The organism is Arthrobacter sp. zg-Y238, from assembly GCF_024385525.1.
In the GTDB taxonomy this organism is placed as follows: domain Bacteria; phylum Actinomycetota; class Actinomycetes; order Actinomycetales; family Micrococcaceae; genus Arthrobacter_B; species Arthrobacter_B jinronghuae.
In genome coordinates this window covers 308,388-328,681 of sequence record NZ_JANFLU010000010.1, presented here as the reverse complement: position 1 = coordinate 328,681, position 20,294 = coordinate 308,388, and the positions used below count along the sequence as shown (strand labels likewise).

The window sequence follows — 20,294 nt, the reverse complement described above, 5'->3', positions numbered from 1 at the left end:
ACTATGCCGTAGGTCCGCCCGCTACTACATCCCGGAAGGAACCGGCCGATGAACAACGCCGCAAAAGGGTGGCTGCTCCTGTCCGCCGCCATCCTGGCCGAAGTGACGGCGTCGCTCTCGCTCAAAGGTGCGCTGGAGCATGCCGGGCTCTATGCCGTTGTCGCCGCCGGTTACCTAGGCTCTTTCGTCCTGCTCGCCGGCGTGCTGCGTACCGGCATGGCCTTGGGTGTCGCGTACGGCGTCTGGGGAGCAAGCGGCGTCGCCCTGACCGCTATCGGCTCCCTGGTCTTCTTCGGAGAACCGCTCACCCTGCTGATGGGCATTGGTATCGCGGTTGTCATTGCCGGGGTGCTCTGCGTTGAACTCGGGTCACAAGCGGCACATGAGAAAGCCGAAACCTCGTAATGGCCTACCTGTTCCTGATCGGCGCGATCCTCTTCGAAGTGGCCGGCACCGTCTGCCTCCGCCTCGCCGTCGATGACAAGCGCTGGTATGGCGGGGTCGCCGTCGGCTACCTGGTTGCGTTCGCCATGCTTACCCTCACCCTCGCCCACGGTCTGCCGCTGGGTGTCGCCTACGGGATCTGGGCGGCGGCCGGCGTCGCGCTGACTGCGGTTATAGGAAGGGTCTGGTTCAAGGAGCCCTTCACCTGGCTGATGGGGCTGGGAATAGTGCTTATTGCCGGCGGTGTCCTGCTCATCGAACTCGGCGCCGTTCACTGACCGACAGCAGGATCAGTCGGCGCAAGCGAAGGCGCGGGGCCCATTGCGGGTCCCGCGCCTCGGCGTTCCTTTAGCTGATTACTGCCAGGTCGGGCTCATTTCCTCGGGGTAGCGGGAGCCGAATCCGCCGGTCGGAAGGATCTCTGCGATGCGGGCGAGATCGGCATCGGTGAGACTGAGGTCGACGGCGCCGACGTTCTCCTCGACGCGCTTGGCGCTGCGGGTGCCGGGGATCGGGACAATGTGTTCACCCTGCGCGAGCAGCCAGGCGAGGGCGAGCTGCGCCACGGTGGCGTCCTTGGACGCGGCGAGTTCCGTCAGCTGGCGGGTGGCTTCGACGTTCTTCTCGAAGTTGCCGGGCTGCCAGCGGGCGTCCCAGCTGCGCATGTCGGTCTCGTCATACTCGGCGGCCGGCTTCGCGGTACCGGTTAGAAACCCGCGCCCGAGGGGTGAGTAGGGCACGAATCCGATGCCGAGCTCGTTGAGGACGGGGAACAGCACCTCCACGTCGCGCTCGAAGAGGGAGTACTCGGTCTGAAGGACCGAGACGGGCTGCACGGCATGGGCGCGGCGCAAGGTCTCCGGGCCAGCTTCGCTGAGACCGAAGTACTTCACCTTGCCGGCATCGATAAACTCCTTCACGGTCCCGGCGACGTCCTCGATGGGAACGCTGGGATCCACCCTGTGCTGGTAGAGCACATCGATGTGGTCTACTCCGAGACGACTCAAGCTGTTCTCGACGACGTCGCGGATGTGTTCCGGGCGGCTATCGAAACCGCCGTCGCGCGTGAAGCCGAACTTCGTGGCGATGACGACCTCGTCACGGAAGCTCTTCACGGCCCGGCCAACGATCTCCTCGTTCGCACCCCAGCCGTACAGCTCGGCGGTGTCAAAGAACGTCACGCCTAGCTCATGCGCTTTCTGGATCGCCGCAATGCCTTCCTGCTCATCACTAGGACCGTAGGCAAGCGAGATGCCCATCGAGCCGTAGCCAATGGCTGAAGTGGTCAGGCCTTGCGTGCCCAAAGTGCGTGTCTGCATTATGTCTCCTCATGGGGTGGATCGAGCGGCGCCGGAAGCGCTGGCGCGCCGTCGTGCCAGCAGTCTATGCCTGATGTGGCAGAGACTGTCAACAGAGGCAAGGTATGCTCGGAGCATGAGTGCAAGTAGTGACGGGATCGGGCTGCGGCAGCGCACACGCGATGCCGTACGCCAGCAGATCGCGGAGCTTGCTCTCGTAATTTTTGACGAGCAGGGTTTTGATGAGACCACCGTCGACCAAATCGCAGCAGCGGCCTGCATTTCGCCCCGGAGCTTCTTCCGGTACTTCGCCTCCAAGGAAGACGTGGTTTTGGGTGACCCCATGCTGTACGGCGAGCCCGTTCGGCAGCGGCTGGCCCAAAGCCTGGAATCGATGCCCGTATGGCAGGCCCTGCGGTCGGGGTTCGAGGCGGTCGTGGAGACAATCGAAGCGGACCCTGAACGGGCCCTGCGTGCAACGCGAGTGATGATCAGCACGCCTTCTCTGCGCGCCCGGAACACGGAGAAGCACCTCGCTTGGATGACTGTTCTTGTGCCGCTGGTCGCCGATGCCCTGAATGGCCCCGAGGCGGAGCGGCAGTATCACGCACGGGCCATCACACTGTGTGCTCTGACCTGCCTCGACGTTTCCTCAGCCGAGTTGGTGCACCGCAACGGTGCGGTGACATCCCGGGTACTGCTCGATGAAGCGTTCAGGCTCCTGAAACCCACAGCACTGGTCGATTAAGCCTGCTTGAAGGACTCACATTCGTTTGGTCCGGATCAGCGGTGGACTCGGCGCCGGGAAGATTGAAAAGGGGAGCTGATGGGGGAGACACCGCGGGAGCAGGGAATGCTCGATGGTGGAGACGGTCAGAGCATTTACTGGGAAGAGTGGGGGCAGCCCGACGGCGTGCCCGCGCTCTATCTGCACGGCGGCCCCGGGGGCACGCTGGGAACAAGCGGGTACCGGCACCGTTTCGACCTCACGCGAACCCGACTGCTTGGCCTGGAGCAACGCGGCTGCGGACGTTCCCGCCCGCATGCGTCGGATCCTTCTACGCCCCTGGAGACCAACACAGTTGCCCACCTGATTCACGACATCGAAACCCTGCGCGAAGCCCGCGGCGTCGAGAAGTGGATCGTCAACGGAGTGTCCTGGGGCTCCACCCTTGCCCTTGCCTATGCCCAGACGCATCCCGAACGCGTCCTCGGCATGGTGCTGGTCGCGGTTACGACGACGAGCCGACGGGAAGTGGACTGGATCACCGAAGGCGTCGGCGCGATTTTCCCGGAAGCCTGGAATCGCTTCGCCGCGCACGCAGAGCGAAGCGGGATGGGGTACGAGCGCGGACGCGGACGGCTGGTCGAGGCCTACCTGCGGCTGCTGAACTCGCCGGATCCTGCCGTCCGTGACGCCGCCTCCCGCGAGTGGGCGCTGTGGGAGGACACCCATATCTCCATCGGCACAGACGGCTTCCGCCGCGATCCCCGGTGGAACGACGACGGCTACCGGATCGCCTTCGCCCGGCTCACCGCGCATTACTGGGCTTCTGCCGGCGTGAGTGACCCGCCGATCCTTGCCGCCATGGACCGCCTGCACGGCATTCCGGGATCGCTTATTCACGGGCGCCGCGACATCTCCGGCCCCGCGCTCACGGCCTGGGAACTCCACCAACAGTGGCCGGGACCAAAACTCGTTATCGACGAGGGGGACGGCCACGGCGGCGGGAGCATCGTGAAGCACTGGGAGCAGGCCAACGCGCAGCTCGTCAACGGGGCAATCACTCACATGAAAATGAAGTGAGTTCTCCGCTGCCGGAATGCTGCTGGCGCCAGCGCATCTCATTGCTGCTCATCGGGAAAGAAAAGGTCCTCGATTGTGCTGTTGAAGACCGCTGCGATCCGAAAGGCCAGCGGCAATGACGGGTCGAAACGTCCGCGCTCGATGGAGATGACGGTCTGGCGGGATACACCCAACTCGTCAGCGAGCCGCTGTTGGGACCAGGCCAGGCGCTGCCGCGACTCATGCACCAGGTTCCTCACGTCAGCCTTTCCGCCGCAGCACCAGGTACCGGATGCCGAAGGAGGCGAAGCCCAGAGCGATCATGGCCGGAAGGACGAGCTTCAGGTCGACGGAAAAGTCCCATGGGACGAAGGCCAGAACGGTAGCGGCGACCCCAAGCAGCAGGATCAGATCCGTGAAGGAACCCGCAGCCGCCTTCTCGTACCACCCGGACTCGACGGAGTCGTCAGGCCGCTCGGTTGCACCGATCAAAGTGTTTCGATCCACGACCAGGAGATAGACCAGGGCCACAGCGGGCATGGCGATGCAGGCAAAAAAGACCCAGAAGCTGAGCGCAGGATTCGGATCGGTGATGCCGAGCAAGACAGACAGCAAACCTCCTGCTGCTCCCAGAGCTAATCCACAAGGAACAGCGATGGCTGCGGCCGGTACGCGGCCGGTTCCGAACTTGGCATATCCCCAATTTGTGCGGGTTTGCTCAACAGACATTGCCGGCCTCCTCGGATGTACAGCTTGCTTTACATGTCTAATTCGCTTTACAGGTATGCCGCTGTCAAGAGTGCCGAGGCGGCCGGGGATGTCGGTCTTAACCTGGCGTGTGGCAGAGACTGCCATCCGTCACCGGCACTGTACGATCCAGTGATCTTCTCTGGTTAGTAACACTTGGCACCGAGCCGGACATGTAGAGGTATGGGGACAACACGAAGCTCTAAGGAACGCGAGGCCCGCTTCGCCGCGCTCTACGCGACAACATACGGTGACGTCCTGCGTTGTGCAGCGCCGGACCGAACCGCACCGGGCCGAAGACGTAACCCACGAAGCCTTCATGGCAGCATGGCGCCGGCTGGATGACCTGCCTCGGGAGCCAGGGGATGCGCGGGCATGGCTGTACGGCACGGCCCGCAACTGTCTGCTCAACGATCAGCGTTCCCGTGCGCGCCAAGGTGCCCTTGAGGTTCGGATAGCCTCCCATATCCCGGAATTCATCGATCCGGAGGACGACTTGGTTGCCCTCCAAGTGGACTTGGCGGCCGCTTGGAGCAGGGTCCGGCCCGAGGACCGGGAAGTGCTGTCGCTCGCAGTGTGGGAAAACCTGACCTCTCCGCAGGCCGGCCGCGTACTGGGAATTTCTGCGGCCGCCTACCGTATCCGTCTCCACCGCGCACGCCAGTCCCTGCACCGTGCCCTTCGGCACCGGGCGCCGGACTACTCGACCTTGGAGGAATTGATATGAAACCCGATACCTATCTAAGGGCCCTGCGCACGCTGGACCCGGCACCACGTTCCGCACCGGACGGCGAATCCCGACGGCGGTACGAGACGGGACTGCAGCAGATCCTTGCCACCGATCCCTCGGCCGGGGCGGGAGCAACAGCCGAACGGATCGAGTCGGCACCTCACGGGAAGCACCGGCACGCCCGCTGGATAGCGGTACCCGCTGTCGTCGCTGTCCTGGCGGCCGCCGTCGTACTGGCCCCGAACCTGCTTAGCGCCGAAAATGCTTACGCTTCCTGGACCCCCGTGCCTGAGACCCTGACCGAGGCAGACCTGGCCACCACGGAAAAGGCATGCCGCGAGCAGGGCCTGAACATCGACTCTCCGTCACTCGATATCGCCGAGCGCCGGGGGGAGTGGGTAGTGCTCCTTTACGCCGGAGCGAACGATACCTCCGCGGACTGTCTGGCGCATGTGCCGGTAGGCAGCGGCCGGGCGGACGACGTCGCAACCTCGGGCAGCGGCGGAAAAGGTGCAGTGCCCGTCGGGGATCAGTTCACTCAGGGTCCCATCACCGAATACAACGACCGCAGGACGCTGATCAGCCGGCCCCGGCCTACGGTTTCCCTCACCCAGGGCCATATCGGGGACAACGTTGTCGGCGTAACCATTCACACGGCCGATGGGCAGCAGGTCCAGGCCTCCCTCGAAGACGGCCGGTACGTGGCCTGGTGGCCGGGAACCGCGTTCGGTTCCGAGCTTGAGGGCAACGGCGGGCCCGCACCTGACCTCGCCTACACCATCACCCTTCGTGACGGGACGGTCCTGCACGACGCCGAACCCACAAGCCCCTGAGGAGTACCGCCGTACGGGTACCGGACGCGGCAGGGCTGCGCGGCGCGATGGTTGCCGTGGCTGCCCTCGGCGTCCTCATCTTCCTTGCGCCGATTATGCTTCGTCGTATCCTTTCCACGCCTGCACCAAGAAATGGATGAATATGTTCGAGAACATGTCGTGGCTGAACGAGCCGGCCAGTTGGAAAGTCAGCGGGGACTCGCTGACTTTGGAAACTGCTGCCTCCACGGATTTCTGGCGAGAAACCCACTACGGATTCATCCGCGACACCGGACATTTCTTCTACACGGAAGTAACGGGTGACTTTGTGGCCACCGCGACGTTTTCGGGCGATTTCACCACGCTCTATGATCAGGCGGGACTGATGCTTCGGACCGATGAGCGAACCTGGCTGAAGACCGGAGTTGAGAACAGCGACGGCGCGCTTCAGCTCAGCACGGTGATTACCAACGGCACTTCGGACTGGTCTCTGCGTCCTCTCGGCACAACCCAGGACGAGATAACCCTGAGGCTGACCCGGCAGGCCACCGCGGTCCATGTGCAGTACCTGGAACGCGGCGGCTTGGATGGGCAGTGGAGCAGTCTGCGGCTGGGCTACCTTCCCCTGGAGAGTCGTTGCCAGGTAGGGCTGATGGCATGCTCTCCGGAACGCGGCGGGTTAAACGTGCGGTTTACGGACTTCAGCATTGCACCCTCAGACGGGATCAATCTGCATCCCTGAACGGTGAGCGGTAGCGAACTTCCGTCAGCGTTGAATCCCCAATCAGCTCTTGTTTAGTTGTTCCGTCCGGGACCATTCCCATTCGTTCGTAGAAATTCCTTCCGCGCAGATTTGAATCCAGCACCCACACGGACAAAGCGGTGTGTCCGCTTTCGCGTAACTGGTCAAGCGCCGCCTCCCACAAGTGGCGCCCGACTCCCGTACCGACATATTCCTCCAGGAGGTAGAGGGCCGTGACCTCTCCGACGTGAGGATCGGCGTCGTCGTCGCCGCTGGTATTTGCGTGGGAGAACCCCGCGACCTTCGAGCCGATCACGGCCAGATGCGGTTGAGGCACCCGCCCTTCGTAAATCATTCGCTTCCAGCCCGCAGCCCTTCGCTCAACGTCCAGTCCATCGAGGAGGGAATCGGGCATCAATCCGCGGTAGGCCCATTTCCATGCTTGGACATGGACCCGCGCGAGGTCGTGGGCGTCATTTTCGGTGGCTCGGCGGATTTCAACGGCTGGCATAGGCATTAGTCAACAATGAGAAGGCTATTTGCGCTAGGAGATTCTTTAGCTGAACCAGCCCGGACAGGCGGGCTTTACCGGCAGGCGACCGGCTGCTGCTCAAACTCTGTCGGTCCCACGGGTACGTAACCGCTGAGCTCGTTGCCGTCGGCGTCCAGCTGCACGGTGTATTCGCTTGCTTCGACCAGCCGATACCCGTTGGGGGTGGAGGCGCCGTCGACGGTGAGCTGCCCGCCGATGGCGCTCCAAACCAAGGTGTAGTCGCCGGCCTCGATGGGCCGGTAGCCGTCGTCGGTGTTCCACTCACCGGCCAGCCTGCCGATTCCGTGGCTGCCGACCGCGTAAACCTTGCCGCTTCCTGACATGAGGAAAGCGGACTCCCGCACTGCGGCGCGGCAGCCCTCCGGTCCCTGGGGGTCCAGAATGAGGCTCTCGGTCCCTGCATCGAGCAGCGATCCGACGGCGATTCCGACCCCCGCGACGGCGGCCGCCAGCAGTGCCGGAACGGGGGAGTGCAACCGGGGATTCTTGCGGTCGCCGGCTCCGTTCCGAGAGCCGAGCCACCGAATCGCCACGGAGGCCAGCAGCAGCGCGGCGGCCGCCGGCCAGGGGCTGACGATGCGGGAACCGACGACGAGGATCCACCCGGTGGCAGATGGCAGGACAAGCGCGAGCCCAAGCAGCAGGCAGGCACCGGGCACAACAACTCGCAACGCAACTGTCCGGTAGCGAGGTTCGTTGGAGTCCACCGGTTACAGCCTTTCCCGGAGCCAGGTGTTTGCCCGGGTGACCGCCTGCTCAATCTCGTCCGCCGGCCGACGGTTCAGTACAGCGAACGCGACTTGCTGCAGCCGGAAGGTGTTCCGCCGGATGACAGCACGGCCCACTTCCGAGGAGCCGGCGATCAGCGGCAGCTTGTCCCACCCGTTCCAGACACCGATGCAGGCGAGATCTGTGGAGCGGTCGCTCCGGGACGCCAGATCCCAATCCACTACGCCGACTATGCGGTTCCCTTCCCAGAACACGTTGTGTCCTCCGAGGTCACCGTGGGCGAACACCTCGCGGACCGGGTCGAGGTTCGCCAAGGCGGAGACCGCATCAGCGGCCCGCACCCGAACGTCCTGAGCGAGACGCGGCAGAACCTCTTCGCATTGGATCCGATACCAGTCCGATCCTCCGCAGAAGGCCAGGGGTTCGGTCAGCAATCCTTCGAGCGGCTCAGTGGCAATGGAGGATACGGAGTTGAGCAGGTTTCGGAGCTGGCCGGGGTCGCCTTCGCCTGGCGGGCAGGGTCCGCCGGGGATCAGCCGGGTGGCGACAGCCGAAAACCCACCGAGCTCCACGACTGGTCCCAAGGACCAGGGGAGCAGTAAGCCGACCGACTTCGGAATGCTGTCCACCAGCTGCTGCCGCTTCCGCATGGCGGCCGCCGTGCCCGGGCCCCGTCCGATCCGAACGGCGGCGGCGCCGTCCAGCAGCACCACGATATGTGCCGACCCTATGTCCACAATCGACCGGGGCGCTGCTTGTGTCCCCGGGGGCAGCCCGTCAATGGCGGCATCCACGAGGGCATGCAGTGTGCGGCTCTCGATTGTCCCCATGGTCAGAACCTAACAGGATGGTCAAACGGTCCTGGGACGCTACGCTGATCCGGACCCCATCCGACTCACAATCAGCCCCGTTACGGCCGCTCTGCTGCCGCCCGCTGGCGGCCGGCATGCGTGCGGGCCTTCATCCGGTTGCCGCACACTGCCATGGAACACCACTTGGCGGTGCCCGGCCTGCTCCTGTCGATGAGGAAGAGGTTGCATTCGTTGTTGGCGCAGGGACGCAGACGGCCGGGAAACTCCTGGATCACACGGGACCAGGCAAGCGCCACGCGGAAGGCTAGCCGCTCGTCCTCCGGAGCCCGGACTTCCCAGCGGAGTCCCTGCGGAGTGACCCGGGGGACGAGGGCGCCGTCGCCCAGCACTGTTGAAAGGCGGGACAGTGCGTCCCCGGATCCCCGGACAGCGTCCTGCAGGCACTCCCGCATCCGTCGAAGATGTTCAAGCTCGGCTGGAGAGCCCGTGCCTCCGTAGCGTGCAACGAACTCGACGCCGGATGCGCCCGCGAGTTCATCCGTGGGACGGCCCGCGACAACGGGTGTGCTGTTCAGCAGCGCGAGCAGCAGGTCTTCATCCTCTAGCATCGGGTTCCTTTCACGCGGATGGTGCATGGCACGCTTTCCCGGTTCACGCGGGTCCACGGCACGGTTTCCATGGTACCTTCCCATAACCATTAAAACGATTGATAGGGGTTAGTCCATGGTTGCCGTCCATCACCGAACCGTTTCCTTCAACGGCCTAGACGTGTTTTACCGCGAAGCCGGCCCCGTGGACGCCCCGGTGCTGCTACTCCTGCACGGATATCCCACAAGCTCGCACATGTTCCGCCACCTCATCCCCAGGCTCGCCGAACAATACCGGGTGATCGCCCCGGACCATATAGGCTTCGGCCGCTCGTCGGCGCCGTCAGTCGAGGAGTTTACGTACACATTCGACGGACTGGCCGAGGTGACGCGTGCTTTCCTGGCGGAACTCGGCGTGGACGCCTACACGGTCTACACCCAGGACTACGGCGCCCCCATCGCCTGGCGGCTGGCGCTGGCCAACCCGGCAGCGGTGGAAGGGGTGATTTCGCAGAACGGCAACGCCTACGAAGAGGGGTTTGTGCCCGACTTCTGGGCTCCCATCTGGGCCTACGGTGCGGACCCTTCGCCGGAAAACAAGGCGGCCCTGCGTCCGGCTTTGGGCCGGGAGGCAGTCGAGTGGCAGTACAAGCACGGCGTTCCGGATCCCACTACCGTGGACCCGGACGCCTGGGAGCACGATCTGGCGCTCCTGGCCCGCCCCGGCGTCGACGAGGCCCAGCTGGCGCTCTTCGGTGACTACCACACCAACCGGGCACTGTATCCGGCGCTCCATGAATGGCTGCGTTCCGCCCAGGTTCCGGTGCTTGCCGTGTGGGGGCGGAATGACGAAATCTTCGGCCCGGCCGGGGCATCGGCATTCCTCCAGGACGTCGCCAAGGCGCGCGTGGAACTTCTCGACGGCGGCCACTTCCTCCTGGAGTCACACCTCGACGAGGTTGCGGACATCATCCTTGACTGGCGGTCCGGGTTCTAGCCGGCAGCGCCGCGGCACGACGACGACGGCGGGACCTTCGGCGCCTCACCCAGAGAGCGCCGGGCCGCCGTCGTCGGCGAGGCGCACTGCCGCCGCTTGGCCGGGCGGGCGGTTAGCCGCTAGGTTGGCACCACCGTCTACGATTCCCGGGGGAAAGAACCATGAGAAAAGCTGCCGCAGTCCCTGTCCTGGCCCTGCTGCTTGTCACCGGCTGCAGTGCGGCCAACGCGGAGGTGGAAGCCAAGCCCTCTTCGCCTCCGGCGTCTGCGGAGCCCTCCAAGGAAACAGTGGCTGAGGATACGGAAGAGCAGTCCTGTCTCAAGCTCCTGGGGGCAGACGGTCAGGGACCGCTGAACCGGATGATTTCCGTTGTGAGGATCGGCGGCGGGACCAGCGGCGTCGAGATGAGCGCGGCGGATGCACGTCCGCTCCACGAAGAAGTCCTCGCCATAACCGAGAATGCGTCCGCAGACATGGCCCCCTTGCTGAAAGAGCTGTCTTCGGCCACTGAGAACGTCATTATGCAGGCCGAGGATCCTTCCAGGGCGTGGATGTTTAACGCCGCGGTCTGGACCGCGGCCGCCACGGAACTCCAGACCCGGTGCGAGCCCTATAAGGCCGCCGGCTAGTACTTCCACCTTCAAAAAGCATTAGTGGACCGAAAATCCTCCATCGACGGTGATCAACTGCCCGACGACGTAAGCCGACGCAGCGCTGGCCAGGAACACAGCCGCGCCTGCGAAGTCCTCGGGCAGGCCATTTCGCCCGACGAGTGTGCGCCGGGCCAGAGCTTGGACGGCTGCTGGATCCGAGCTGAGCCGCTTGTTCAAGGGGGTTTCCACGAAGCCCGGCACCAATACGTTTGCGGTGACACCGTAGGGTGCCCAGGCCTCGGATTGCGATCGGGCCAAAGCCTCGATTCCTGCTTTCGATACTCCGTAGGCACCGCTTGACGCGAATGCCCGATGTGCCTGCTGAGAGCTGATGTGAATGATCCGGCCGAAACCGCGTTCTGCCATTCCGGGCGCGAGACGCTGACCGAGGATGAACGGCGCCTCAAGGTTGACTCGCATGGTCTCATCCCAGGTGGCTTCGTCGAGCTCGGGCATTAGGGGGCGGAGATTGATACCGGCTGAGTTGACCAGGATGTCGACGTCACCGGCAGCATCGGCAAGAAGGTGTGCTCCCTTGCGGGTTGAGAGGTCCACGACGACGCCGTCGGCGGAGCCTCCCGCTTCGCGTATTTCCGTTACTGTCGCGTCGATCGCCGCTGCGGTCCGGGCCGCGATGAGTACGTGTGCACCCGCTGCGCTGAGTGCGAGTGCTATCGCTTTGCCAATACCCGAACTTCCTCCCGTCACGAGTGCCACGCGGCCATGCACGCCGAAGAGATCACGAAGATACGCTGCTGAGTCCATCGCATGAGCGTAACGCGGAGCTTCCATGGCGGATTTGCCAGCACACTAGCTGTAGGGATGGACAGAGAACGGGGAGGCTATGAGCGCGGAGATGGTCATCAGTGTTCACGGGCTGGAGAAGGCTTTCGGGAGATTCCAGGCTCTGAACGGGCTGGACCTACAGGTTCAGCGTGGGCAGGTGCACGGTTTTCTTGGGCCAAACGGTGCCGGGAAGTCAACAACTATCCGCGTGCTCTTGGGGCTGTTGAAGGCCGACGCCGGAGACCTGCATGTCCTGGGAAAGGATCCGTGGCGGGAGGCCGTGCCGCTGCACCGGCGGCTTGCCTATGTGCCGGGCGATGTCGCGTTATGGCCGGGCATGACCGGCGGCGAGGCCATCGACCTGCTGGGATCGCTCCGCGGCGGGCTGGACGAGGGGCGGCGGGCGGAACTGATCCAGCGGTTTGAACTGGATCCCGCGAAGCGGGGCCGCCAGTACTCCAAAGGTAACCGGCAAAAGGTAGCCATCGTCGCCGCCCTGGCCTCCGACGTCGAGCTCCTGATCCTCGATGAGCCAACCAGCGGTCTGGACCCGCTGATGGAGAACGTCTTCCAGGAAGTGATCGGTGAGGCAAAGCAACGGGGCACCACGGTGCTGCTCAGCAGCCACATCCTCGCCGAAGTCGAAACCCTCGCGGACCGGGTGAGCATTATCCGGGACGGACGGATCGTGGAGGAAGGCACACTGGCCCAGCTTCGCGGGCATACCACCGCCGCCGTCCACGCCACTTTGGAACGTGACCCACAGCCCGGCCAGCTGGCCGCATTCGAGGACGTGCACCTGGACGGCGGCAAACTCACGGCTGTGGTGGAGTCCGCACGGGTGGGTGAGGCAATGGCAGCACTCACTCCGTTCGGCATCACATCGCTGACCGTTGAACCGCCCTCGCTGGAGAGCCTCTTCCTGCGGCTGTATGACGATGACACCCCCTCCACACGGGCGCGCCCATGAGCAACGCCCTGACAGGTACCCGGCCCCTGCTGCGCGCTACTGTCCGGTTCGACGGACGTAGCTTTGTACCGTGGATCATGATCGCGACGGCGCTCTCAGCGTCCTCCGTGCTCGTCTACCCATGGGTCTTTCCGACCCAGCAGGACCGCCTCGGACTAGCCCTTGCCATTGGCTCCAACCCGGCACTGGGCCTGATCTTCGGGCCGGCCTACGATCTGAGCACCGACGACGGTTTCAACGCTTGGCGCAGCCTCGCCCTGGGCGGTTTCCTCGCCGCACTCGGATCGATTTTCACCGTCACCCGGTCCAGCCGGGGCCAGGAGGACTCCGGACAGGCCGAGCTTCTGGCATCCGGTGTCCTGGGCCGGAGCAGCCGTCTGCTGGCGGGAGTGAGCCTGGCCCTGATCGGCTCGGTGGCTCTGGGAGGCGTCGCCGGAGTCGTCACTTCCTGGTGCGGCGGCGGCTGGAATGCGTCCCTGCTGCTGGGAGCAACGTTCACTGCCACCGGTTGGATGTTCGCTGCGGTCGCCGCCGTGACCGCGCAGTTAGGATCCGATGCGCGGACGGCCAACTCGCTGGCTGTGGGTACCTTCGGTGCGCTGTTCCTGCTGCGCGGCTTCTTGTATTCGGTGGAGGCACCGGACTGGACGTCCTGGATAAATCCGTTGAGTTGGATGACGGAAACCCGACCGGCCAGCGGCAACCACTGGTGGCCGCTGATCCCCGCAATGGCTCTTACTCTGGTCCTGCTCGCTATAGCCTTCCTGCTGCAGTCGCGGCGCGACTTCGGGCAGGGGGCAATCGTCCCCGGACCCGGCCCCGCCCGGGGCAGGGTTGGAACTCCGTGGAGCCTGGTGGTCCGGCTGAACCGCGCCCCGCTCCTGACGTGGACCGTTGCATTCATGATTATCGGGGTGGTCTTCGGGTTTTTTGCCCGCTCCTTTAAGGACATCCTGAGCGGTGACAGCGCAGCCGCCTCGGTTCTCGCTTCCGGTGCAGCCACACCGGATGCCCTCGCGCCGGCCTTCCTGGTGACGATCCTGAGCCTGGTCGGTATTCTCGCCGCCATTCCCGGCGTACAGATCCTGCAGAAGGTGCGGATCGAGGAACTGGAGGGCCGGCTGGAACCCGTTCTGGCCGCCGCCGTTCCGCGCTCCCGTTACTTCACAGCAAACGTCATGCTCGCATTGGCCACACCAACCATCTACCTGCTTCTCGCTGGAGCCATCATCACGGCGCTGGCCTCTGGGGACCTGGGCATCGACGCCGGCAAGGTTCTGCTGCAGGCCGTGGTGACGGTTCCGGCCGTATGGACGGCCACCGCCGTTTCGGTGGCGGTCGTCGGTGCGCGGCCGCAGGTGCTAATCGCGTCCTGGGCTGGTGTGTTTATTTCCTTCGTGCTCACGTTGCTGGGCCCGACGTTCAGGCTCTGGGACTGGGTACTGGCGATCAGTCCGTTCTGGCACGTTCCCAACGTTTCCGTCGACGACGCCGGGTGGGGCGGGTTGGTGGGAATCTCCGCCGTCACTGCTGTGTTCCTGCTGATCGGTTTCACTGGTTTTCGCCGTCGCGACCTCGATGGGTAGCCGCGCTACAGTCCAGGCCGTCCCCGGCGTCGCCCAATGAAGAGCGGAACCGCGGTGGCGATGGACCCGCCGGGGAACGCCACGAAGGTGGCGAGAATAGCGACGGCCAGCAGCCGGGTGGTACCGGAGGGGCTGCTGGCCGCGCTGGTCATGAACGAAATACTAAGGTGCCGGGCTCACCCGGTCCCACAGTTCACACCCGTGCTCGGCATCGACCGTTGCATGACTGACCACTTGGGCGCTGGGGGCAACGAATTGCAGCATCTCTCCCTGCGGGCGGTAGCGCGGCCACTCCGGAGCGAAGTTCACATCCGGACGTCCTTCGTCGGCGAAGCTGGACCAGTAGCTGATCATCTGGTCCGAGAGCTGTACCTGTTCGGTGCTGAACGGCAGCGCGGTGCCGAGGTAATCCCACAGGTAGCCAAGGTCATTGACGTGGGTGGCGCCGAACGGGTAGTCGGTGCCGAGCCGCCAGATGGAGGTGAACGCCGGCCCGTCCTTCTCCGCAAACTCGTAGGCATATGTCCTGGTGTCGGCGGCCATCCGGTCCCGCAGGGTCTGGTCGCGGCAGGCACGCTGATCGCTCTGCACATCTCCCCACGCAACGGTGGGTGAGGGATAGTTGGCGGCAGGGTAGGCCGCCGCCACCTGCGCAGCATCGTTCGGATACGTGGTGGCGATCAGATCGGCGAGCATCTCTTCGGTGATCGGATTGCCAACGTAGTCGTAGGCGGCAAAGACGCTCTGCTGCGACTCATCCGCCGTACCGCCCACAATCACCGGAAGCCTCGTGAGCCGGCCGGCCTTCAACAGCTCGAGCGGGTCGGACGGGAGGACGGCGTTGCCGTGAACCGCGCCGCTCTGCCGCACCACCGTCTGGGCGGCGAGCACCTCGGCCGGTGACTTCGCCCGGAGGCAGGCGAGTTCGGTTGCCGGGTCGGGGCAGCCGATCTCCGCCGCGAACTGGGCGCCGGACGCGCGTGCCACCTGGGGCGTGCGGGCCGAACACCCGCCACTTTGCAGGATCGCCTGGTCGAACAAGCCGTCGGCTCCGGGGGAGGCGAGCTGTGCGCAGGTATTCGACGCCCCGGCTGACTGGCCGGCGAGGGTGACATTCCGTGCGTCACCGCCGAACCTTCCGATGTTCTCCTGGATCCAGGTCAGTGCGGCCTGCTGGTCGAGCAGGCCGAAGTTGCCTGCCGCACCGTCCGGGTTGTCCGCTTCCAGCCCGGTGGTGTCGAGCCAGCCCATCGCACCCACGCGGTAGTTGATGGTGACGAACACCGCCTCGCTCTTGGTGATGAACTTGTTCGGGTCGGTGTCGCGGCCGGCGCCGGCGACATTGCCTCCACCGTGGTTCCACACGAATACCGGCAGCTTTTTCGACGACGGCTCGCTCGGCCGGTACACGTTGAGGTACAGACAGTCCTCGTTCAGTGTGGGCTGGTCATAGCCCGGGTCCCATCCGGTGCCCTGGGTGCATGAGCCCCCGAATTGCGTGGCGTCCAGCACGCCTTCCCACGGCTCGACGTCGGCCGGGGCCTTCCAGCGCAGGTCGCCGACCGGGGGAGCGGCATAGGGGATGCCTTTGAACGAGGTGACCATCGACGTCGCTTCCCCCTGCACCTCGCCCTTGTCGGTCGAGACGACGGGGTAGTGGGCCCGGTAGTCTTCGTTGGCATCGTGCGCAGCGGGGGAGCTGGCAAATGCCGTGCCGGTCGCCGTCAGGCCAACCGCTATTCCGGCCGCTGACCATGCGCGCACTCTTTTGGTAATCATCATTGGATACCTCACTCATCGACGAATGTCCGGCCGAGTATTGAGTGTTGAAGTGCGCGGATCAAGCGTTTCATCTAGTTGCATATGTACTTCCGGGATATGGGCCCTTACCTGTTGTGGAATGGGTAAAAGCGTGGACCTGTAGGCAAAGGGGGGCTCTGCCAGTGCCCCCGACCGCGGGGGCACTGGCTAACACTCTGAGGGCTAAGTAGATTCACGACTCACAAATCCGGAGCCTGCACGCTGCAGGACGGCAATTGTGTCCGTGCCGAACGGAGTCCTGAACCGCTAAACCGCTACGAAAGATAGCCTGTTTTTAGGAGCCCACCATGGTTTCACCAGTTCAGATTGCGACTCGTCCGACTCGGACCGTGAGTGCCTACGCCGCGATATCGCCCACCGACCCGCTTGTCGCTACCACGATTGAACGACGCAGCGTTGGCGCGAAAGACGTACTTATCGAGATCGCCTACGTGGGGATCTGCCACTCAGACATCCACACTGTCCGGGGTGACTGGGGGCCGGTGCAGTACCCGTTGACGGTGGGCCACGAGATCGTCGGGGTTGTCAGCGAGATTGGTGCAGACGTCACGCAGCACCAAGTCGGCGACCGCGTCGGCGTGGGGTGCCTCGTCAACTCCTGCCGTGAATGCGCCAATTGCCGCGCAGGTGCAGAGCAGTACTGCCTCAACGGCAACACCGCTACCTACGGCGCCGTGGACCGCGACGGCACCATCACACAGGGCGGGTACTCCACGCATATCGTCGTGGTGGAGGACTTCGTGCTGAGTGTTCCGCAGAGCATCCCGTACGAAGCGGCCGCGCCCCTCTTGTGCGCCGGCATTACGACCTATTCACCACTGGCGCACTGGAATGCCGGCCCAGGCAAGAAGGTAGCCGTCATTGGGATGGGCGGGCTCGGTCACATGGCCGTAAAGATTTCACATGCCATGGGAGCGGAAACCACGGTTCTCTCGCACTCGCTTAGTAAGCAGGAGGACGGGCTGCGGTTCGGTGCTGACTCCTACTACGCCACGAGCGACCCGGCTACATTCGAAACCCTCGCCAACACCTTTGATCTCATCATCAACACGGTGAGTGCCAAGATCGACGTGGATGCCTACCTCATGCTGCTCGGCCTCGACGGAACCATGGTGAACATCGGTGCGCCGACGGAGGTACTGCCGGTACAGGTGTACACGCTGTGCAGCAACCGGCGCTCGTTCGCCGGCACTGGTATCGGCAGTATCCGTGAGACCCAGGACATGCTGGACTTCTGCGCCGAGCACAGCATCGCACCCGAAATTGAGCTCATAGCCGCCGACGCCATCAACGATGCCTACGAACGTGTGCTCGCATCCGACGTACGGTACCGCTTCGTCATCGACACGGCCACACTTCCGGCGATCTAGGCGGGCAACGAGCTGCCGCACACGTTCGCGGCTGGCCGCCTTCGACGCTCCTGGATCTACCCGCAGTCAGCCGGCGTTGACGACCGCCCGGCAGCTGCGCAGGAAGGAAGCGGCGAGGGCGTCGCCGTCGTCGTCAAGGTAGCCGGCAACCATCGCTCCGTCGCGAAGAAGCATCAGATCCTCGGCTGCCGCCTTCGGATCGGCGGGAGCCAGGGGACGGGCGATTTCAGCGAACGCGGCCTTGCACCATTCGCGGTGGTCCCTGATGGTTTTACGGACTGCGCTGGCGGGGTCCGGGTATTCGGCTGCGGCGTTGATGAAGGGACACCCGCGGAATCCGGGCTCACAGGACATAGTGCCTAATTGGTTCGCGATTAGTTGCAAGGTTTTGTCGGCATCCCCGCCGGCGTGTTCCATTGCAGCGCCGATTCCCTCACGCTCGATCTTTGCCCGGCGTTCCAGATGGGCCACCACCAGGTCATCCTTGCTTTTGAAATGCCGGTAGAAGGTCACTTTCGTCGTTCCGGCACGGTCGATCACCTTGTCGACGCTGACCGCTCGAAGCCCCTCGGCATAGAACAGCTCAGTCGCGGCTTCGACGAGACGTTCCCTCATCGATACCTTCACAGCCTCCGCCATGAGATTTCCTTCCGGTTGCCCTTGCGTGTCTCCATGATCCAGATTACAGTCCTTCGAAGTAGAGTGACTAGTCATTCTACCAGCGGGCCGTCCGCTGTCCGTACGGACGCCGGACGGCTTCAACTACTACGAAAGGACATGTGAAATGTTGAACAGTTCATCTCGACTGGGAACCACTACTGATTCCGACGCCGGCGAAAACCAGGGATTGCCGACCATCGTGCTTGTGCACGGCGCGTGGGCCGATTCCTCCAGCTGGGAGCCGGTGATCAACGAACTCCTGCATGCCGGATTCCCGGTCCGGGCCGTTGCGAACCCGCTGCGCGGCGTGGAGCATGACACGGCCTACCTGGCCAGCTACCTGGCAGCGATCGAGGGTCCCGTGGTGCTCGTCGGCCATTGGTACGGCGGTGCAGTCATCACGAACATCGATACGAGTACCGTGGACGTGCAGGCCCTCGTCTACGTCGCGGCATTTATCCCGATCGCGGGGGAGACGGTCGGCCAGCTGGCCGCACAATCATCGACCCCGCTGCCCTTGGTGACAGTCGAAACACCAAGCGGGCCTGAGGTGCACATCAGCCCGGAGGGTTTCCGCGCAGCCTTTGCGGCCGACGTCGACCAGCGCACGGCTGGTGTCCTCGGCATCGTCCAGCGTCCTGCAAACGTCCGTGCGGTAGCGGAACCGATCAGCCGGGAGGCCTTCCGCACCGTGCCGGCCTATGTACTCGTCACCACGGCGGATCGGGCCATCGACCCGGAGGTGCAGCGGATGATGGCCCGCCGGACCGACGCGGCCGTCATAGAGGTCGAGGCCTCCCATGCCGTCATGGTCAGTCGTCCCTCGACCGTCGCGGGTCTCATTCTCCAGGCCGCGACGTCGGCGGTAACCGTCCGATGACCCCTCACCAGACACCCCCTTCCCGCTTTCAAACACTTCAAACAGAACGGAACATCATGACCACATCAACCACCCAGACCCCACCGGCGATCTCACCGGTCCTACGGAAGCTGTACTTCGTCCGCTTCGGATTCGCCATCGTCTGGGCAGTCCTCATTGCCCTGACCGCCTCCACCCTCGGACCCCTCAGCATCGCCCTGCTCATCCTCTACCCGCTGTTCGACGTCGCGGCCGCCGTCGTCGACCACCGCGCCTCCCGCGCCACCCGTCCCGGCCCGCTGCTCCTGGTGAATATGGCGCTTAGCCTGCTGACCGCCGTCGCCCTCGGTGTGGCCGTCACCTCGGGGGTGCCCGCCGTGCTGGTTGTCTGGGGTGTCTGGGCTATTACCGCGGGCGCCGTCCAGCTCGCCGTTGCCATTTCCCGCCTGCGGCTGGGCGGGCAGTGGCCGATGATTCTCAGCGGCGGCATCTCCAGCCTCGCCGGCACCGGATTCATTCTGATGTCCGACACTTCCGCAGCGGCCCTCACCGGTGTCGCGGGATACGCCACCCTCGGCGGCGTGTTCTTCCTCCTCTCCGCGATCCGGCTGCAGCGTCTTGCGAAGGCCGGCACACGATGACCGGGACCGTTACGGAGGTGGTCTCAACCGGTCAATGCACCGTGGTCAAACCAATTTTATTGACGGGGCTGTGGCATGGCCGCGATTGCTCGTCGCTGCACTTCACGGTAGATCGTCGTTCGAGAGACTGAGAATAGTTCAGCGAGTTCGGCCTGGGTGTGCTCGCCTTTGTCGTGCAGCTCGAGTAAGTGCCGGCGCTGTGAAGCAGATAGCTTCGGCGTCTTCCCCCGCAGCCGCCCCTTGGCTTTGGCGACGGCCATGCCCTCACGGGTCCTCATGCGAATGAGATCGGCCTCGAATTCAGCGACCATGCCGAGGACGTTAAAGAGAAGACGCCCAACGGGATCCGTGGGGTCGTAGACGCTGGCACCCAGGCTCAGTGATACGCCCTTGCGTGTGAGCTCGTCGGCAATGTCGCGTGCGTCAGGAAGGGAGCGCGCGAGTCGGTCGAGTTTGGTAACAACCAGAGTGTCCCCGGATCTGACGGCAGCCATGGCCTCACGCAATCCTGGCCGCGTGCGGTTTGTCCCAGTGAGTCCGTGATCGACATAGATGTTCTCGGGGTCAACTCCGAGGACCGCCAAACCGTCCCGCTGAGAGGTGAGGTCTTGTTCGTTGGTCGAGACGCGTGCATATCCAATCTTCACCCGGACAGTGTTTCAGATAAGGTGCCCTCACCGTGCATTTCACCGTACTGGTCTTGCGTACATC

The 20,294-nt window shown here is 64.2% G+C and carries 26 protein-coding genes; 14 read left to right on the top strand and 12 right to left on the bottom strand.

The window, feature by feature from the left end; genetic code table 11:
- Positions 1–48: 48 nt before the first annotated feature.
- Both NNX38_RS10490 and NNX38_RS10485 read left to right on the top strand, forming a co-directional pair.
- Positions 49–405, top strand: coding sequence for a multidrug efflux SMR transporter (locus NNX38_RS10490; protein WP_255797934.1), 357 nt, complete (start codon positions 49–51; stop codon positions 403–405).
- Entirely contained in the window at positions 405–722 is a 318-nt protein-coding gene (locus NNX38_RS10485) for a multidrug efflux SMR transporter (RefSeq protein WP_255797933.1), read from the top strand. Before NNX38_RS10490 ends, NNX38_RS10485 begins: the two co-directional genes overlap by 1 nt.
- Positions 723–800: 78 nt before the next feature.
- Here NNX38_RS10485 and NNX38_RS10480 read toward each other — a convergent pair whose 3' ends face one another.
- Positions 801–1,763 carry an aldo/keto reductase gene (locus NNX38_RS10480; protein ID WP_255797932.1) on the bottom strand — a complete coding sequence of 321 codons (963 nt, stop codon included), beginning with the start codon at positions 1,761–1,763 and terminating at the stop codon, positions 801–803.
- A 115-nt stretch (positions 1,764–1,878) separates the two neighbouring features.
- On the opposite strand from NNX38_RS10480, the gene NNX38_RS10475 reads away from it, so the two are divergent.
- Complete coding sequence (locus NNX38_RS10475) at positions 1,879–2,490, top strand: TetR family transcriptional regulator (RefSeq protein ID WP_255797931.1); 612 nt, start codon at positions 1,879–1,881, stop codon at positions 2,488–2,490.
- Positions 2,491–2,568: 78 nt separating this feature from the next.
- Positions 2,569–3,549, top strand: coding sequence for an alpha/beta fold hydrolase (locus tag NNX38_RS10470; protein WP_255797930.1), 981 nt, complete (start codon positions 2,569–2,571; stop codon positions 3,547–3,549).
- 38 nt (positions 3,550–3,587) lie between these two features.
- Here NNX38_RS10470 and NNX38_RS10465 read toward each other — a convergent pair whose 3' ends face one another.
- Both NNX38_RS10465 and NNX38_RS10460 read right to left on the bottom strand, forming a co-directional pair.
- Positions 3,588–3,776, bottom strand: a complete 189-nt coding sequence (locus NNX38_RS10465) for a helix-turn-helix transcriptional regulator (protein WP_370646419.1) — start codon at positions 3,774–3,776, stop codon at positions 3,588–3,590.
- Positions 3,777–3,789: 13 nt separating this feature from the next.
- Complete coding sequence (locus NNX38_RS10460) at positions 3,790–4,143, bottom strand: hypothetical protein (RefSeq protein WP_255797928.1); 354 nt, start codon at positions 4,141–4,143, stop codon at positions 3,790–3,792.
- Between the two features lie 382 nt (positions 4,144–4,525).
- Between NNX38_RS10460 and NNX38_RS10455 the strand changes: the two genes are divergently transcribed.
- From NNX38_RS10455 to NNX38_RS10445, 3 genes are all read left to right on the top strand, one after another.
- Entirely contained in the window at positions 4,526–5,002 is a 477-nt protein-coding gene (locus NNX38_RS10455) for a sigma-70 family RNA polymerase sigma factor (RefSeq protein WP_255797927.1), read from the top strand.
- On the top strand, positions 4,999–5,838 hold the full coding sequence (locus tag NNX38_RS10450) for a hypothetical protein (RefSeq protein ID WP_255797926.1): 840 nt from the start codon (positions 4,999–5,001) through the stop codon (positions 5,836–5,838). Before NNX38_RS10455 ends, NNX38_RS10450 begins: the two co-directional genes overlap by 4 nt.
- A 142-nt stretch (positions 5,839–5,980) precedes the next feature.
- Positions 5,981–6,559: a DUF1349 domain-containing protein gene (locus NNX38_RS10445; protein ID WP_255797925.1), complete on the top strand. Its 579-nt coding sequence runs from the start codon at positions 5,981–5,983 to the stop codon at positions 6,557–6,559.
- Here the strand turns inward: NNX38_RS10445 and NNX38_RS10440 are convergent.
- The 4 genes from NNX38_RS10440 to NNX38_RS10425 form a co-directional block, all read right to left on the bottom strand.
- A complete protein-coding gene (locus NNX38_RS10440) occupies positions 6,543–7,070 on the bottom strand; it encodes a GNAT family N-acetyltransferase (RefSeq protein ID WP_255797924.1) in 528 nt (175 codons plus the stop codon). The two genes, NNX38_RS10445 and NNX38_RS10440, sit on opposite strands and share 17 nt — an antisense overlap.
- A gap of 74 nt (positions 7,071–7,144) precedes the next feature.
- Positions 7,145–7,819, bottom strand: a complete 675-nt coding sequence (locus tag NNX38_RS10435) for a hypothetical protein (protein WP_255797923.1) — start codon at positions 7,817–7,819, stop codon at positions 7,145–7,147.
- Positions 7,820–7,822: 3 nt separating this feature from the next.
- Positions 7,823–8,671: a phosphotransferase gene (locus NNX38_RS10430; RefSeq protein WP_255797922.1), complete on the bottom strand. Its 849-nt coding sequence runs from the start codon at positions 8,669–8,671 to the stop codon at positions 7,823–7,825.
- Between the two features lie 80 nt (positions 8,672–8,751).
- On the bottom strand, positions 8,752–9,261 hold the full coding sequence (locus NNX38_RS10425) for a CGNR zinc finger domain-containing protein (RefSeq protein WP_255797921.1): 510 nt from the start codon (positions 9,259–9,261) through the stop codon (positions 8,752–8,754).
- Between the two features lie 115 nt (positions 9,262–9,376).
- Between NNX38_RS10425 and NNX38_RS10420 the strand changes: the two genes are divergently transcribed.
- Together NNX38_RS10420 and NNX38_RS10415 are read left to right on the top strand one after the other, a co-directional pair.
- The gene (locus NNX38_RS10420) at positions 9,377–10,237 is read left to right on the top strand and encodes an alpha/beta fold hydrolase (RefSeq protein ID WP_255797920.1); all 861 of its coding nucleotides are present in this window, start codon (positions 9,377–9,379) and stop codon (positions 10,235–10,237) included.
- Positions 10,238–10,398: 161 nt separating this feature from the next.
- The gene (locus tag NNX38_RS10415) at positions 10,399–10,866 is read left to right on the top strand and encodes a hypothetical protein (protein ID WP_255797919.1); all 468 of its coding nucleotides are present in this window, start codon (positions 10,399–10,401) and stop codon (positions 10,864–10,866) included.
- 21 nt (positions 10,867–10,887) lie between these two features.
- Here the strand turns inward: NNX38_RS10415 and NNX38_RS10410 are convergent, their stop codons facing one another.
- Complete coding sequence (locus tag NNX38_RS10410; RefSeq protein WP_255797918.1) at positions 10,888–11,655, bottom strand: SDR family NAD(P)-dependent oxidoreductase; 768 nt, start codon at positions 11,653–11,655, stop codon at positions 10,888–10,890.
- A gap of 79 nt (positions 11,656–11,734) precedes the next feature.
- Between NNX38_RS10410 and NNX38_RS10405 the strand changes: the two genes are divergently transcribed.
- The gene (locus NNX38_RS10405; protein ID WP_255797917.1) at positions 11,735–12,646 is read left to right on the top strand and encodes an ABC transporter ATP-binding protein; all 912 of its coding nucleotides are present in this window, start codon (positions 11,735–11,737) and stop codon (positions 12,644–12,646) included.
- Positions 12,643–14,232 (top strand): ABC transporter permease, encoded by a 1,590-nt coding sequence (locus NNX38_RS10400; protein WP_255797916.1) that lies wholly within the window; start codon positions 12,643–12,645, stop codon positions 14,230–14,232. Before NNX38_RS10405 ends, NNX38_RS10400 begins: the two co-directional genes overlap by 4 nt.
- 5 nt (positions 14,233–14,237) lie before the next feature.
- On the opposite strand, the gene NNX38_RS10395 is transcribed toward NNX38_RS10400, so the two are convergent.
- The gene (locus NNX38_RS10395; RefSeq protein ID WP_255797915.1) at positions 14,238–14,384 is read right to left on the bottom strand and encodes a hypothetical protein; all 147 of its coding nucleotides are present in this window, start codon (positions 14,382–14,384) and stop codon (positions 14,238–14,240) included.
- Between the two features lie 10 nt (positions 14,385–14,394).
- Entirely contained in the window at positions 14,395–16,011 is a 1,617-nt protein-coding gene (locus tag NNX38_RS10390; RefSeq protein ID WP_255797914.1) for a carboxylesterase/lipase family protein, read from the bottom strand.
- Between the two features lie 329 nt (positions 16,012–16,340).
- On the opposite strand from NNX38_RS10390, the gene NNX38_RS10385 reads away from it, so the two are divergent.
- Positions 16,341–17,423 carry an NAD(P)-dependent alcohol dehydrogenase gene (locus tag NNX38_RS10385; RefSeq protein ID WP_255797913.1) on the top strand — a complete coding sequence of 361 codons (1,083 nt, stop codon included), beginning with the start codon at positions 16,341–16,343 and terminating at the stop codon, positions 17,421–17,423.
- A gap of 66 nt (positions 17,424–17,489) precedes the next feature.
- Here the strand turns inward: NNX38_RS10385 and NNX38_RS10380 are convergent, their stop codons facing one another.
- Positions 17,490–18,062 (bottom strand): TetR/AcrR family transcriptional regulator, encoded by a 573-nt coding sequence (locus tag NNX38_RS10380; protein WP_255797912.1) that lies wholly within the window; start codon positions 18,060–18,062, stop codon positions 17,490–17,492.
- A gap of 145 nt (positions 18,063–18,207) precedes the next feature.
- Here NNX38_RS10380 and NNX38_RS10375 point away from each other — a divergent pair, with 145 nt between their 5' ends.
- The gene (locus NNX38_RS10375; RefSeq protein ID WP_255797911.1) at positions 18,208–18,963 is read left to right on the top strand and encodes an alpha/beta fold hydrolase; all 756 of its coding nucleotides are present in this window, start codon (positions 18,208–18,210) and stop codon (positions 18,961–18,963) included.
- Positions 18,964–19,019: 56 nt separating this feature from the next.
- Positions 19,020–19,583 (top strand): hypothetical protein, encoded by a 564-nt coding sequence (locus NNX38_RS10370; protein ID WP_255797910.1) that lies wholly within the window; start codon positions 19,020–19,022, stop codon positions 19,581–19,583.
- Between the two features lie 56 nt (positions 19,584–19,639).
- On the opposite strand, the gene NNX38_RS10365 is transcribed toward NNX38_RS10370, so the two are convergent.
- Positions 19,640–20,230 (bottom strand): recombinase family protein, encoded by a 591-nt coding sequence (locus NNX38_RS10365; RefSeq protein WP_255797909.1) that lies wholly within the window; start codon positions 20,228–20,230, stop codon positions 19,640–19,642.
- Positions 20,231–20,294: the final 64 nt, after the last annotated feature.